This is a genomic window from Bacillus sp. CCNWLW194 (assembly GCF_037120585.1).
In the GTDB taxonomy this organism is placed as follows: Bacteria; Bacillota; Bacilli; order Bacillales; family Bacillaceae_G; genus Bacillus_A; species Bacillus_A basilensis.
The window spans coordinates 79,552-93,623 of the sequence record NZ_JBBBBL010000012.1; the positions used below are offsets into that span (position 1 = coordinate 79,552).

The window sequence follows — 14,072 nt, forward strand, 5'->3', positions numbered from 1 at the left end:
CTTTTGAGTAAATGAAGAAACTAAAGTGAAACTTCTTTTTAAAAGGAGGTGTAACTTTAGCTAAGAAAGCTAAAGGGTATATGTGGATATTTTAAAATTACTGATGGTAGCCGTCCTTATTGGATTAACAGGTTTTTTTGTAGCTGTTGAGTTTGCAATTATTAAGGTGCGTAGCAGTCGTATTGATCAACTCGTTAGTGAAAAACGACGAGGAGCATTGGCAGCGAAAAAAGTAACTTCGAACTTAGATGAGTATTTATCAGCATGTCAGTTAGGTATTACAATTACTGCTTTAGGGCTTGGGTGGTTAGGCGAGCCGACTATAAAACATTTACTTGAGCCGTTGTTTTTAAAACTACACTTATCTCCTGCAATTGCAAGTACCGTTTCATTTATTATTGCATTTGCAGTTATTACGTTTTTACATGTTGTTATTGGTGAACTTGCTCCAAAGACGTTCGCCATACAAAGAGCGGAGCAAGTTAGCTTATTATTATCGAAGCCACTTATTTACTTTTACCGTGTAATGTATCCGTTTATTTGGGCTTTAAATGGTTCGGCAAGGCTTGTAACCGGATTATTTGGTTTACATCCAGCTTCTGAACATGAAGTAGCTCATTCAGAAGAAGAATTACGATTAATCTTATCTGAGAGTTATGAGAGCGGAGAGATTAATCAAAGGGAATTTAAATATGTAAATAACATTTTTGAATTTGATAATAGAGTAGCAAAGGAAATTATGGTGCCGCGTACGGAAATTGTAGGTTTATATGAGGACGAACCATTTGAAACACATATTAAAATAATCGCACAAGAAAAATATACGAGGTATCCTGTATTCGGTGAAGATAAAGATGAAATCATTGGGATGGTTAATGTAAAGGATTTATTTATTCGTTATATGGATGGTAATCGAGAGGAGGAATGCTCGATTACGCCATATACAAGACCAGTTATTGAAGTGCTAGAAAATATTCCTATACATGATTTGCTATTGCAAATGCAAAGAAAACACATTCCATTAGCTGTGTTGTATGATGAATATGGAGGTACAGCAGGGATTGTTACATTAGAAGATATTTTAGAAGAAATTGTTGGAGAAATCCGAGATGAATACGATGAAGATGAACACCCGCCTATAGAGCATATAAGTGAAGGGTGTAAAATTGTAGAAGGAAAAGTGCTTATTAGTGAAGTGAATGATTTATTTGGCATTCACTTAATCGCTGATGATGTAGATACAATTGGTGGCTGGATTATGGTACAAAAGCAAATCGTTGCTGAAGGAGATATTATTGAGAAACATGGCTTTTCTTTTAAAGTTCTGGAAAAAGATATGCATCAAATTAAACGAGTAGAAATAAAGAAGGGAGAAGAATGATTTTCTATAAAAGTTATATATAGAAAATTAAATGTTTGCGCTTTCAAAAGAGGTGCTATATAGTGAAGGTGGATACTGAAAAATTCTTCTGGATGATACTCGTATTTTTAGAGGGCGAATTTTTTAGATAGGGATTTAGAATGAAAAGTATAGGTGATGAAAATGATAGCAACGAAGGATATACGTATAGAAAAAGATTTTTTAGGCGAAAAAGAAGTACCAAGTATAGCTTATTACGGTGTACAAACATTACGTGCTGTAGAAAACTTCCCGATTACAGGATATCGCATTCATCCGTCACTCATTACGGCAATGGCAATTGTGAAAAAAGCGGCAGCACTTGCAAATATGGATACTGGTTACTTAGCGAAAGACATTGGACATGAAATTGCAGAGGCAGCGCAAGAGATTGTTGATGGAAAGTTCCATGATCAATTTATTGTGGATCCAATTCAAGGCGGTGCTGGAACTTCTATTAATATGAATACAAATGAAGTAATCGCTAATCGAGCATTAGAACGTATGGGATATGAAAAAGGCGAGTATGCAAAAATTAGCCCGAACACGCATGTGAACATGGCTCAATCGACGAATGATGCGTTTCCAACGGGAATTCATATTGCAACTCTTATGATGTTAGAAGAACTTCTTATTACAATGGAAGAACTTCATTCTGCTTTCCGTACAAAAGCAAAAGAGTTCGATCACGTCATTAAAATGGGGCGTACACATTTACAAGATGCTGTTCCGATTCGTCTTGGACAAGAATTTGAAGCGTATAGCCGAGTGCTTGCGCGTGACATAAAAAGAATTAAACAGTCTCGCCAACATTTATATGAAGTGAACATGGGGGCGACAGCTGTTGGTACGGGATTAAATGCAAACCCTACGTACATTGAACAAGTGGTTAAACACTTGCGTACATTTAGCGGATTCCCACTTGTTGGTGCAGAGCATTTAGTTGATGCAACGCAAAACACAGATGCATACACAGAAGTATCTGCGGCATTAAAAGTATGTATGATGAATATGTCTAAAATTGCGAATGACCTTCGTATTATGGCATCTGGTCCACGTGTTGGATTGGCGGAAATTCAATTACCAGCTCGTCAACCAGGTTCATCTATTATGCCAGGTAAAGTAAATCCTGTTATGGCAGAAGTAATTAATCAAGTTGCTTTCCAAGTAATTGGTAATGATCATACAATTTGCTTAGCTTCAGAAGCAGGACAATTAGAGCTAAACGTAATGGAGCCTGTACTCGTGTTTAATTTAATTCAATCTATTAGTATTATGAATAACGGATTCCGTGTATTCCGTGAATATTGTATTAAAGGAATTACAGCAAATGAAGAATTGCTGAAGCAATATGTTGAGAAAAGTGTTGGAATTATTACAGCAGTTAACCCTCATATTGGTTATGAAGCAGCATCTCGTATTGCACGTGAAGCGATTGAAACAGGAAAATCTGTTAGGGAGCTATGTTTAGAGCATGGTGTACTGACAGAAGAAGAATTGGATATTATTTTAGATCCATTCGAAATGACGCATCCTGAAATTGCTGGAGCTTCTTTACTAAAGAATAAGAAGATGTAATGTGAAAAAACACCGATCCATTTGGATCGGTGTTTTATTTTTAAAAGATATTAAATACAGCATTTAATTGAAGTAAGCTAATAATAGCTAAGAAGATTAAACTATATTTCATCACTGTTTTAAATAGAGCAGATTCTTTACCAACTAGTCCAACTGCCGCACAAGCAACTGCTACAGATTGTGGTGAAACCATTTTTGCTATTGTGCCACCAACTACGTTTAATGAAACGAGAGTAGATGGGACAATGTTTAATTGATCGGCAGTTACTGCTTGAAGTGGTGCGAATAGTGAACCACTAGATACTACTGAACCAGTAATGAATACGCCAATCCATCCTAAGATTGGAGAAAGAATAGGGAATGCATTTCCAGTAGAAGAGAATGCAAGTCCAAGTGTAGATGACATACCAGAGTAGTTCTCTACGTAAGCTAAAGCGATAACGCTACAAATTGTATATACTGGAACCTTTAATTCTTTTATTGTTTCAATCATTAATTCTTTAATCATTTTGCCGTTTACACGGTAGACGATAAGTGAAACGATAATTGCTAATACAATCGCAGTAGTTGTAGAAGAGAATACATCTAGTTTGAAAATCGCTGCGAAAGGTGTATCAGCTTTTGTGATTGGTGCAGTTTTTATAACTTGATTATGAAGACCAGGGAATTGAATGTTAAATACTAAGTTTGCTAATGGACCATCCGGAGCAAATAAAGCTTTAATTGGTTTTAAATTAAAGATTGTTACAAATGCAGTTAAGAATACGAATGGAGACCAAGCATATAAAATTTGATTGAATGTATGAGATTCTTTTTCTTCTTGTTTTTCTTCTTTAGCAGAAGATTTTGGTTGCCAAACACGTAAGAATAATGCAAGAGCGACCATACTTACAACGGCTGCGAAAATATTAGTAAGTTCAGCGCCTAAGAAGTAAGTTACAACGAACTGAGTAATTGCGAAAGAAACACCACTTACAAGAATACCTTGCCAAGTTTCTTTAATACCTTTAATTCCATCGACCATTGAAACAAGTAAGAAAGGTAATACAATACTAATGAATGGTAAAATAAGAACAGTTTGACGACCGATAGTTAATGCATCTAGCTCAGTTAATTGTGCAGGTACTGTAACTGGAATACCCATAGCCCCCATAGCACCACCAGCGATATTAGCTACTAAGCAAATACCCGCTGCTTTTAATGGATTAAAGCCCATACCTACAAGTAATGCAGCTGTAATAGCAACCGGAACACCGAAACCAGCTGCGCCTTCTAAGAAAGCGCCGAAAGAATAAGCGATTAATAATACTTGTAAACGTTGATCATTTGTAATACTTGAAATGCTATCACGAATGACATTGAATTGTTCTGTTTTAACAGTTAATTTGTAAAGGAAGATAGCTGCGATAACGATAGTACAAATTGGATAAAATCCAGATAAAACACCAAATCCGGCAGATGCTACTGCTGCAGTTGTAGGCATTTTATAAACAAATATAGCAAGAATAATAGCAACAATTACACTGTAAAGACCAGCCATGTAACCTTTCATTTTGAATCCCACTAAACAAATAATGAAGCAAAAAATTGGAAGTGCTGCAATTAAAGCAGATAACCAAATATTGTTTAAGGGGTCATAAATTTGTGTCCAAGTACTCATAATGATGACAACTCCTATCTATTTTATGTGAAGAAATTCACATTATTTGTGAAATGATTCACAATCAACTTACATGCTTAGTATATTCTCCTTCAACACTATTGTCAACGTAAAAAAGTATAATTATTCCATAATAGTATTAAAAGAAATACTTTGTTCATAAAGTAGACAAAAAGCGCACTCAAGTTTATTTGAGTGCATTGTATAAATTATTTACATATTCTTTTTATTAGCTGATGTCTTGGTATCGAGTATATAGGGTGTTGGAATACTTAAGATTTGATAGGTGTGACATGCTTATCCCATTTGATCTAGTTGGAAAGGGAAATCATGTATCTTTAATAAGAAGTCTCGAATAACAGTCCAAGTGATTACGATAATAATTAAAAAAACAATAAGTCAATTTTTAATATTACATTAGCTCTTTTTACTGAAAATTCCTTTTAGTGTAACAAAGAGGTTAAAAATGCTCCAACCACTTTACGAAAGGTTATCAATTATAGATGATATTTTACGATATCATTACCGTACGTTTCAATGAGGTGAAAATATAACAAAAAGCTTGATAAAACAACGTTTGCAAGCAAAGTATTTGCAGTCCGTTGTTTTGCTTTTTCGTTATATCATATAGTATAATATTCAAAATCAGCAGGGATTTTTTCCTGAGTTCTTTGCTGGTTAAGATGGAAAAAAATTTCGGCTTTATAAGTTGATAAAGTTATGTCGTAACAGGAAATATAAGAACAGATATATAAATAAATAAAAAGAAAATAAAAACGAAAATGAGGGGAACTTTATGAGCCAAAATCAATTCGAATGTCGTATTTCAGAAGAAGATGTACAAATGCTAAGAGCGTTGGCACATCCATTGCGTCTGCGTCTAGTAATGGAACTAATGCAACGTGGAACTTGTAATGTAACACAATTACAGGAAGTGTTAGAAATTCCGCAATCAACAGTTTCGCAACATTTAACAAAATTAAAACAAAATAAAGTAGTGCGCTTTGAAAGACGAGGATTAGAAGTGTATTATCAAATTCATAATGATAAAGTAAGTGAAGTTGTAAAAACATTATTTTCTTAAAATTTGAATATTATGGAAAAAGACGTGTGGAATATACGTCTTTTTTTATTTGTCGGAAAGGTGATATGAGAGTAGATGTTAGCATGTAAGGAAGAAAGGGCTATCAATTAACATGTTGTTATATGGAATATATTCTAAAGGGAAAAGAAAAGATAGAAAGGAGTGTAGTAAGTAAAAGGAGGGATAGTAGTATGGATGTAAAACGTGTGAAACAAATCTTATCTTCTTCAAGTAGAGTTGACGTTACATATGAGGGCGTACCAGTATGGATTGAGAGCTGTGACGAGCAGAGTGGAGTTGCTCAAGTGTATGATGTATCTAATCCTGGAGAAAGCGTTCACGTGAACGTGACGGCTTTAGAGGAGAAGTAATAGAAAAGACGCTTCTAATTTTAGAAGCGTCTTCTTATTTATTCCATCATATGTGCAATTTTCTTAGAGAACATAAGAAGTACTAATCCGAGTACGATTACGATAACACCGATGCTTGCGAATACTTCTAAATATCCTAAAGATTGAGTGAAAGCAGCTAATTGTCCTGCTAATAAGTTTGCGAAGCCAGTACCAGCTAACCATACACCCATTAATAATGATGCTAATTTAACAGGAGCGATTGCACTTACCATAGATAATCCGATCGGTGATAAGAATAATTCACCAATTGTATGGAACATGTAAGTGAATACAATGAATAGTAAGTTTGCTTTCATTGTAATATTACCTTCATCGCTACCAGTTTTTAATACAGCTAAAGTTAGAACTAAATATCCAATCCCTAGTAAGATCATACCAAATGCCATTTTTGTTGGGATTTTTAAGTCACCATTTTTCGTTTTTGAAAGTTTAATCCATAATGCTGAAACCGGTAATGCTAGTAAGATAATGAATAGTGGGTTTACAGATTGGAACCAAGGTGTTGGGATTGTAAATCCACCAATTGTACGATCTACGAACTTATCCGTGTAAAGTGTTAAAGAACTACCAGCTTGTTCAAATCCTGCCCAGAAGAATACAACGAAACAAGTTAAAATTAAAATTGCAGTTGTACGCTTTTTCTCTTGTGTTGTTAAAGGTTTTTTCTCAATTGCTTTTGCATTTTTTTCTTTAGACTTTTTACCTACAACAGTTGTTCCGATAGACCCTAAGTAACGAGGTGCTAAGAAATTAAAGGCAAGCTGCCCAATAATCATACCGATACAAGCTGTTAAGAAACCGTATCTATAATCTGCGAAATAACCACAAATGAATGGAGCGATAAGAGCTCCTAAGTTAATTCCCATGTAGAAGATAGTGAAGGCACTATCACGACGAGAATCGTTTTCGCTATATAATTGACCTAATAAAGTCGAAATATTTGGTTTGAAGAATCCGTTACCAATAACTAATAATCCTAATCCTAAAAATAGTCCAGTTTTCGTGTTCATTGAAAATAGTACAAAGTTACCAATTGCCATGATGATACCACCAATAGTAATGGCGTGTCGCTTCGTAATGAAATGGTCAGTTAACCAACCACCGATAATTGGTGTGAAGTATACTAACATTGTGAAAATACCGTAAATTTGAACTGCAACTGCTTTATCAAATCCTAAACCGCCGCTTACTAAGCTCGTTGTTAAATAAAGAACTAATAAGCCGCGCATTCCGTAATAACTAAATCTTTCCCATGCTTCTGTAAAGAACAACAAGTATAACCCTGGTGGATGTTTTTTTGGTGATTGTTGCTCTCCAGCTTTTTCTAATTTTAAAGCTGCATCCATTTTTGTTTCCCCCTAATCCTGTATAACGGATATTTATGTAATCATTTTAATTTACAAAATATTTAGAAGTCAATAGAATTATATGGAAATAGAAAGAAAATTTCTAAAAAAGTTCTATTTTTCTTCGACCGTTACTGTATTTTACCCTGAAAACGAGATGATAAGCGTTTTCAAATGTAATAATTGAATTCTAAAAGAAAATAAAATAGTGATTAATCAGAAAATTTAGATTAAAATATTTATTCTGATATAGAGAAAATATATTCTATTTACTTTTATAATATAACATATTGGGAATAAAAATACAAAATGAAATAATGTGACATTTAAGTGAATTGAAAAAAAACCAGCTCCATAGAAGGGGAGCTGGTTAGGGAAATATTATTTAACAAAGCGTTTTTCGATATCATCTAATAGTAGGTTAGCAGCCATTACACCACCAGCTGTATTCCAAATAACGTCGTCAACTTTGTATGCTTTACCATTTTTCACTGCATTTAAATTTTTAAATAGAGGATCATTGATATATTCTTTTTCTAATTCAGAGCCTTTTTTCTCGTTTCCTTTATCGAATGTGAAGTAGAATAATACGTCACCATCCATTGCAGAAATACGTTCTTTAGATACGTTACGCTCTGCGAAGTCATCTTTATTTTGATCACCAGGACGTTTAAATCCAAGTTCTTTTAAAATAACACCAGAGAATGTATCACCATGATAAATACGAACATCACCAGGCATGAAGCGAACCATAGAGATTTCTTGATTTACTTTATCACCTAGTTTGGCTTTTAAATCTTTCATACGTTTATCGTAATCAGCTAAAACCTTTTGACCTTCTTTTTCTTTATTTAATGCTTTTGTATAAAACTTGAAGTTATCTTTCCATTCACCACGTAATGTTTCAGAGAACACAGTAGGTGCAATTGCTTTTAGTTGCTCATACACTTTCTCGTGACGCATTTTGTTACCGATAATTAAGTCTGGTTTTAAAGAAGCGATTGTTTCCACATTCACTTGTCCTTCATCACCAACAACTTTTACATCTTTCATTTTATCTTTAATATGTGGATACCATGGATCACCAGTCCAAGATTTTACAGCTCCAACTGGTTTCACACCTAATTCAAGTAAAGCTTCAGTACCTTCATTTGTTAAAATAACTACACGTTTTGGATTAGCAGGAACTTCTGTTTTACCCATTGCATGTTCCACAGTTATCATTTCTTTTTTCGTATCTTCTTTTGATTCTTCTTTCGTATTTGACTTTCCGCAAGCACTTAAAAGTAATGAAAAGGCTAGTAAAAATACAAATACTGTAAACGATTTCTTTTGCATGAATTTCATTATGTACCCCCTACATACTGAGAATTTTTTTCAATAGCAAGCATGATATTAAGCCTTTATCTTTTGATTGTCAATATATACGGCTGAAAATAATTCTCATTTCCGTTGACAATGAGAATTAAGTTGAAATACACTTACAACGTATCATTATACATTGAAGGGGAAACGCTGCATGTTATTAAAAACAAATCAAGCAAAATGGATTGGATTATTTGTTGGGATCATTGCAGTCATTATTTGTATTTGGGGAAGTATTATTTTCGGATATACAAATACGAGCTGGAAATTAGCATTAGATGCTTTTTTTCATTTCAATGGTTCCAATGAACATATTATTATTCAAAATGTACGTCTACCAAGGGCATTAATTGCAGCTAGTGTTGGTGCTAGTTTAGCCATTGCGGGTTGTCTTATGCAAACTTTAACGAAGAATCCGCTTGCTTCTCCAGATTTTATTGGATTAAATTCAGGTGCTGCCTTCTTCATAGTTGTAGCAATTGTTATTTTTTCCGTGACATCATTATCAGCTTTCACGTGGATTGCCTTTTTAGGAGCAGCAGTTGCAGCTGTACTTGTATTTGCTTCTAGTTCTTTAGGAAAAGAAGGGACAACGCCTCTTAAGTTAACATTAGCAGGGGTCGCAATTAGTGCGTTATTTTCATCATTAACACAAGGATTACTTGTGTTAAATGAAAAGGCGCTTGAAGAAGTATTATTTTGGCTTGCCGGATCTGTGCAAGGAAGAAAGTTAGAAATTTTACAATCTGTATTCCCATATTTATTAATAGGCTGGATCGCATCTATTATGATGGCAGGGAAAGTAAATACATTGATGATGGGGGAAGACGTCGCGAAGGGGCTTGGACAACGAACAATTTTAATGAAATCATTCGTGTTACTTATTATTGTCCTGTTGTCTGGTGGTTCAGTTGCGGTTGCTGGTCCAATTGGATTTATTGGAATTATTATCCCGCATTTTGCCAGATTTCTTGTTGGAGTAGATCACAGATGGAGAGTACCGTATAGCGGCTTGTTAGGAGCAATACTACTAATCTTGGCTGATATAGCAGCAAGATATGTCATTATGCCACAAGAAGTACCAGTAGGAGTTATGACAGCATTTATTGGTGCACCGTTCTTTATTTATATTGCACGTAAGAGAGGGCTTAGCAAATGAAGAAGTATATTCCGTTTCGTATAGGAAAAGGCGGGCTCTCGTTTTTAATGTATAAACGAGCTTGTCTCGTCTTATTCAGTTTACTAGTTGTTTTAATAGGATTATTTTTTGCGAGTGCAGGTATGGGAGACATGAAAATTGCTCCTTATGATGTATGGCAAGCAATCACTGGAAATGGCGATGCGATGTCCAATATGGTTGTAAATAAGTTTCGTATGCCGCGTATTTTAATTGCCATCCTTGTAGGAATCGCACTTGCTGTAGCAGGATGTATTTTACAAGGTCTCGTTCGAAATCCACTGGCTTCTCCTGATATCATCGGGATTACAGGTGGTGCAAGTGTTGCAGTTGTATTATTTTTAGCTATATTTAGTGATAAAAATAATGCGCTAACTGTAAGCATTCATTATATGCCGTTAGCAGCTTTTGCTGGGGCAACGATTGTAGCACTTTTTGTATATTTATTTGCATGGAGAAATGACGGATTATCACCGATTAGTCTTGTTTTAATTGGTGTTGGCTTTTGGGCATTAACGAAAGCGGCAACGACTTTGTTTATGTTGTTAGCGCCAATTTACCAAGCGAGTCAAGCGAATGTATGGATTACAGGCACTGTTTACGGGTCTTCATGGCAAAACGTTATGGTGCTTGCGCCGTGGGTTCTCATTTTAACGGTAATATCATTTATAGCTGCTAGACATTTAAATGCGCAAGAGCTAGGGGATGATATTGCGATAGGACTTGGTGTTCCTTTAACGAAGTCACGCATATTTATGTTATTACTTAGTACAGCTTTAATTGGCGGTGCGGTTGCTTTTGCTGGAGGAATTGGATTTGTCGGTTTAATGGCACCTCATATTTCACGAAGACTAATTGGTTCTTTATACGGTGCATTACTCCCAGTTGCGGCTATTGTTGGTGCAATTTTAGTACTTGCTGCAGATTTAATTGGGCGTACAGTTTTCACCCCACTTGAAATTCCAGCAGGGGTATTTACATCAGCAATTGGTGCACCTTATTTTATTTATTTACTTTATAAAAGTCGGAATTCATAAAGGGAGATGAATATGCAAAAAGCATTGGAGACGAAACGTTTGACGTTGTCTTATGGTGAAACAATTATTATTGATGAGTTGAATTTAGAAATTCCAAAAGGCGAAATTACAATCTTCATCGGCTCTAACGGTTGCGGGAAATCAACTTTATTGCGTTCACTAGCTAGATTATTAAAACCAACAACTGGTGACATTTTGTTAGATAATCAAGCCATTCAAAGTATGCAAACGAAGCAAATTGCTCGTCAAATGGCAATTTTACCGCAAGGACCACAAGCGCCAGAAGGGCTTACAGTATTGCAACTTGTAAAGCAAGGACGTTATCCGTATCAAACATGGCTGAAGCAATGGTCAGAAAAAGATGAGGAAATGGTACAGAAAGCACTTGAAGCAACAGGTATGACAGAATTTGCTGAGCGTGATGTGCATGCTCTTTCAGGTGGGCAACGTCAACGTGCTTGGATTGCAATGACGCTTGCACAAGATACAGATATTATTTTATTGGATGAGCCTACTACCTATTTAGATATGACTCACCAAATTGAAGTGCTAGATTTATTATTCGAATTAAATGAAACAGAAAAAAGAACAATTGTTATGGTACTACACGATTTAAATTTAGCATGCCGTTATGCAGATAATATTGTAGCCATTCAAGATAAACAAATATATGCACAAGGTAAGCCAGAAGAAGTAGTAGATGAGAAACTAGTACGTGATGTATTCCGAATGGAATGTCAAATTAGTACGGATCCGTTATTTGGGACGCCACTTTGTATCCCGCACGGAAGAGGGAGACGGTTAGTTAAAGAAGTTGTTCAGGCAATGAGATAATAAAAAAAACGATGAGTGATTCATCGTTTTTTTATTTGGTACAAGAGAATAGGAGGAAGAGAGGAATTCGTAAACGACGTTCATATTCTTCATCATTTTGAAAGTAAGTCTGATTTGGTGTAGCTTCTTTTAAGGATGTAATTGTAAATCCGGCTTGTTGTAACAATGTGAAATACTCTTCTGTTGTGCGATGATATTTAATAACCACCTGGTCAATCCATGGTTCAACCCGTTTGCCTAGTTTAAAATAATCATCGACGAGCCAGCTAGTTCTTTTACCACTCATTTGTAAGCTTTCAAATGAAGAGGTAATAACGGGATGTTGAACGCTAAAGGTAAAGATTCCATTTGTTTTTAAAGTTTGAAACACATTTTGAAAAATGATATCAAGATGTTCAATATAATGTAAAGCGAGTCTAGATGTTACTAAATCAAAAGTGGAAGAGGGATAGGTATAATCTTTGAGGTTTATAAAATGAACAAATCCATTTTTATTTTCTAGTTGTTTTTTAGCTTTTTCATACATAAGCTGAGAGCCTTCAATACCGGTGTAAGAGGAGCATCCGTTTTCTAATAATTCCTCGCCAAACTTAGCATCACCACAGCCTAAATCGAGGATTTGCTTTCCTTTAACATCACCAATGAGTTGAAAGAAGGCTGGTTTTTCAAGTGACTCATTTGGGCTATTTTCTCGGTACCTTCGTTTCATATATTGTTCAAAAAATGCTTCGTTATTATATACATCAGATTCAGTAAATGCCATGATTGAAGCCCCCTTAAATATTTTTTTTATTCTACCAAATATGAAAAGTAAATGATAGATTTCTTGTAATGAATCATATATAATCTAAAATTGTAAGCGGTTACTTTAAGCTATTTTTCTATAATAAATTCTGAAAACGTGTTAAGCTAGTAGAGGGATTATTAGAACTATTAAGATAATAATCCGCTTACATGAACGATGGGAGGCTTCACGATGTCTAGTAAAACACTTGCAAAATTTTTAGAAGAAAATTTAGAGGATTTAAAATCAAAGGGGCTTTATAACGTAATTGATCCGCTTGAGAGTTCAAATGGACCGATCATTACAATTGGCGGAAAAGAATATATTAACTTATCTTCAAACAACTATCTTGGATTAGCAACAGATAGCCGTTTGCAAGAAGCAGCAATTGGTGCTATTCATAAGTACGGCGTTGGAGCAGGAGCTGTTCGTACAATTAACGGTACTTTAGATTTGCATATTAAATTAGAAGAAACAATTGCAAAGTTTAAACATACAGAAGCAGCAATTGCTTACCAATCAGGATTTAACTGTAATATGGCAGCGATTTCAGCCGTTATGGATAAAAATGATGCGATTCTTTCAGACGAATTAAACCATGCTTCTATTATCGATGGTAGTCGTCTATCAAAAGCAAAAATTATCGTTTATAAACATTCTGATATGGAAGATTTACGCCAAAAAGCAATCGCGGCGAAAGAATCAGGTCTTTACAATAAATTAATGGTAATTACAGACGGTGTCTTTTCAATGGATGGAGATGTTGCAAAACTACCAGAAATCGTTGAAATTGCAGAAGAGTTAGATTTAATGACATACGTAGATGATGCACACGGTTCAGGTGTACTTGGAAAAGGTGCAGGAACTGTAAAGCACTTCGGTCTGTCGGATAAAGTTGATTTCCAAATTGGTACATTATCAAAAGCAATTGGGGTAATTGGTGGATATGTAGCTGGGAAACAAAACTTAATTGACTGGTTAAAAGTTCGTTCACGTCCATTCTTATTCTCTACAGCATTAACACCAGCTGATGCAGCAGCTTGCATGAGATCAATTGAAATCTTAATGGAAAGCACAGAGTTACATGATCGCCTGTGGGAAAATGGTCGCTATTTAAAACAAGGATTAAAAGAACTTGGCTTTAACATCGGAGAAAGTGAAACGCCAATTACACCTTGTATTATTGGGGATGAAGTGTTAACACAAGAATTTAGTAAACGTCTAAATGAAGAAGGTGTATACGCAAAATCTATCGTGTTCCCAACTGTAGCAAAAGGAACCGGACGCGTTCGTAATATGCCTACAGCAGCTCATACGAAAGAAATGTTAGATGAAGCAATTCGTAAGTATGAAAAAGTAGGGAAAGAAATGGGCATCATTTAAGTAACGACATCT

At 35.1% G+C, this 14,072-nt stretch carries 12 protein-coding genes; 8 read left to right on the forward strand and 4 right to left on the reverse strand.

Annotated features, from left to right (window positions below; genetic code table 11):
- Positions 1–82 precede the first annotated feature (82 nt).
- Together V7S50_RS24205 and aspA are read left to right on the forward strand one after the other, a co-directional pair.
- Positions 83–1,381, forward strand: coding sequence for a hemolysin family protein (locus tag V7S50_RS24205; protein WP_242255431.1), 1,299 nt, complete (start codon positions 83–85; stop codon positions 1,379–1,381).
- A 162-nt stretch (positions 1,382–1,543) separates the two neighbouring features.
- The gene (gene aspA, locus V7S50_RS24210) at positions 1,544–2,977 is read left to right on the forward strand and encodes an aspartate ammonia-lyase (RefSeq protein ID WP_242255429.1); all 1,434 of its coding nucleotides are present in this window, start codon (positions 1,544–1,546) and stop codon (positions 2,975–2,977) included.
- A gap of 40 nt (positions 2,978–3,017) precedes the next feature.
- Here the strand turns inward: aspA and V7S50_RS24215 are convergent, their stop codons facing one another.
- Positions 3,018–4,637, reverse strand: a complete 1,620-nt coding sequence (locus V7S50_RS24215) for an L-lactate permease (RefSeq protein WP_242255428.1) — start codon at positions 4,635–4,637, stop codon at positions 3,018–3,020.
- Between the two features lie 796 nt (positions 4,638–5,433).
- Here V7S50_RS24215 and V7S50_RS24220 point away from each other — a divergent pair.
- Positions 5,434–5,721 carry an ArsR/SmtB family transcription factor gene (locus tag V7S50_RS24220; RefSeq protein ID WP_000081429.1) on the forward strand — a complete coding sequence of 96 codons (288 nt, stop codon included), beginning with the start codon at positions 5,434–5,436 and terminating at the stop codon, positions 5,719–5,721.
- A 191-nt stretch (positions 5,722–5,912) separates the two neighbouring features.
- Positions 5,913–6,092: an acid-soluble spore protein H gene (locus V7S50_RS24225; RefSeq protein WP_060629508.1), complete on the forward strand. Its 180-nt coding sequence runs from the start codon at positions 5,913–5,915 to the stop codon at positions 6,090–6,092.
- Between the two features lie 38 nt (positions 6,093–6,130).
- Here the strand turns inward: V7S50_RS24225 and V7S50_RS24230 are convergent, their stop codons facing one another.
- Both V7S50_RS24230 and V7S50_RS24235 read right to left on the reverse strand, forming a co-directional pair.
- Positions 6,131–7,480 (reverse strand): peptide MFS transporter, encoded by a 1,350-nt coding sequence (locus V7S50_RS24230; RefSeq protein WP_242255426.1) that lies wholly within the window; start codon positions 7,478–7,480, stop codon positions 6,131–6,133.
- 381 nt (positions 7,481–7,861) lie between these two features.
- Positions 7,862–8,827, reverse strand: coding sequence for an ABC transporter substrate-binding protein (locus tag V7S50_RS24235; RefSeq protein WP_242255424.1), 966 nt, complete (start codon positions 8,825–8,827; stop codon positions 7,862–7,864).
- A gap of 172 nt (positions 8,828–8,999) precedes the next feature.
- Between V7S50_RS24235 and V7S50_RS24240 the strand changes: the two genes are divergently transcribed.
- Genes V7S50_RS24240 through V7S50_RS24250 form a run of 3 tightly spaced genes read left to right on the forward strand, consistent with a single transcriptional unit; the run spans position 9,000 to position 11,893 of the window.
- Positions 9,000–10,004 carry a FecCD family ABC transporter permease gene (locus tag V7S50_RS24240; protein ID WP_017560400.1) on the forward strand — a complete coding sequence of 335 codons (1,005 nt, stop codon included), beginning with the start codon at positions 9,000–9,002 and terminating at the stop codon, positions 10,002–10,004.
- The gene (locus V7S50_RS24245; protein ID WP_242255422.1) at positions 10,001–11,059 is read left to right on the forward strand and encodes a FecCD family ABC transporter permease; all 1,059 of its coding nucleotides are present in this window, start codon (positions 10,001–10,003) and stop codon (positions 11,057–11,059) included. The genes V7S50_RS24240 and V7S50_RS24245 overlap by 4 nt, the downstream gene beginning before the upstream one ends.
- 12 nt (positions 11,060–11,071) lie before the next feature.
- Positions 11,072–11,893 carry an ABC transporter ATP-binding protein gene (locus tag V7S50_RS24250; protein WP_063225153.1) on the forward strand — a complete coding sequence of 274 codons (822 nt, stop codon included), beginning with the start codon at positions 11,072–11,074 and terminating at the stop codon, positions 11,891–11,893.
- A 31-nt stretch (positions 11,894–11,924) separates the two neighbouring features.
- Here V7S50_RS24250 and V7S50_RS24255 read toward each other — a convergent pair whose 3' ends face one another.
- Positions 11,925–12,656, reverse strand: a complete 732-nt coding sequence (locus V7S50_RS24255) for a class I SAM-dependent DNA methyltransferase (RefSeq protein WP_242255420.1) — start codon at positions 12,654–12,656, stop codon at positions 11,925–11,927.
- A 213-nt stretch (positions 12,657–12,869) separates the two neighbouring features.
- Here V7S50_RS24255 and V7S50_RS24260 point away from each other — a divergent pair, with 213 nt between their 5' ends.
- Positions 12,870–14,060 carry a glycine C-acetyltransferase gene (locus V7S50_RS24260; RefSeq protein WP_000095906.1) on the forward strand — a complete coding sequence of 397 codons (1,191 nt, stop codon included), beginning with the start codon at positions 12,870–12,872 and terminating at the stop codon, positions 14,058–14,060.
- Positions 14,061–14,072: the final 12 nt, after the last annotated feature.

Coding starts and splice junctions, on each gene's coding strand:
- aspA (WP_242255429.1), top strand. CDS start 1,544: ATGATAGCAACGAAGGATATACGTATAGAAAAAGATTTTTTAGGCGAA.
- V7S50_RS24215 (WP_242255428.1), bottom strand. CDS start 4,637: ATGAGTACTTGGACACAAATTTATGACCCCTTAAACAATATTTGGTTA.
- V7S50_RS24220 (WP_000081429.1), top strand. CDS start 5,434: ATGAGCCAAAATCAATTCGAATGTCGTATTTCAGAAGAAGATGTACAA.
- V7S50_RS24225 (WP_060629508.1), top strand. CDS start 5,913: ATGGATGTAAAACGTGTGAAACAAATCTTATCTTCTTCAAGTAGAGTT.
- V7S50_RS24230 (WP_242255426.1), bottom strand. CDS start 7,480: ATGGATGCAGCTTTAAAATTAGAAAAAGCTGGAGAGCAACAATCACCA.
- V7S50_RS24235 (WP_242255424.1), bottom strand. CDS start 8,827: ATGAAATTCATGCAAAAGAAATCGTTTACAGTATTTGTATTTTTACTA.
- V7S50_RS24240 (WP_017560400.1), top strand. CDS start 9,000: ATGTTATTAAAAACAAATCAAGCAAAATGGATTGGATTATTTGTTGGG.
- V7S50_RS24245 (WP_242255422.1), top strand. CDS start 10,001: ATGAAGAAGTATATTCCGTTTCGTATAGGAAAAGGCGGGCTCTCGTTT.
- V7S50_RS24250 (WP_063225153.1), top strand. CDS start 11,072: ATGCAAAAAGCATTGGAGACGAAACGTTTGACGTTGTCTTATGGTGAA.
- V7S50_RS24255 (WP_242255420.1), bottom strand. CDS start 12,656: ATGGCATTTACTGAATCTGATGTATATAATAACGAAGCATTTTTTGAA.
- V7S50_RS24260 (WP_000095906.1), top strand. CDS start 12,870: ATGTCTAGTAAAACACTTGCAAAATTTTTAGAAGAAAATTTAGAGGAT.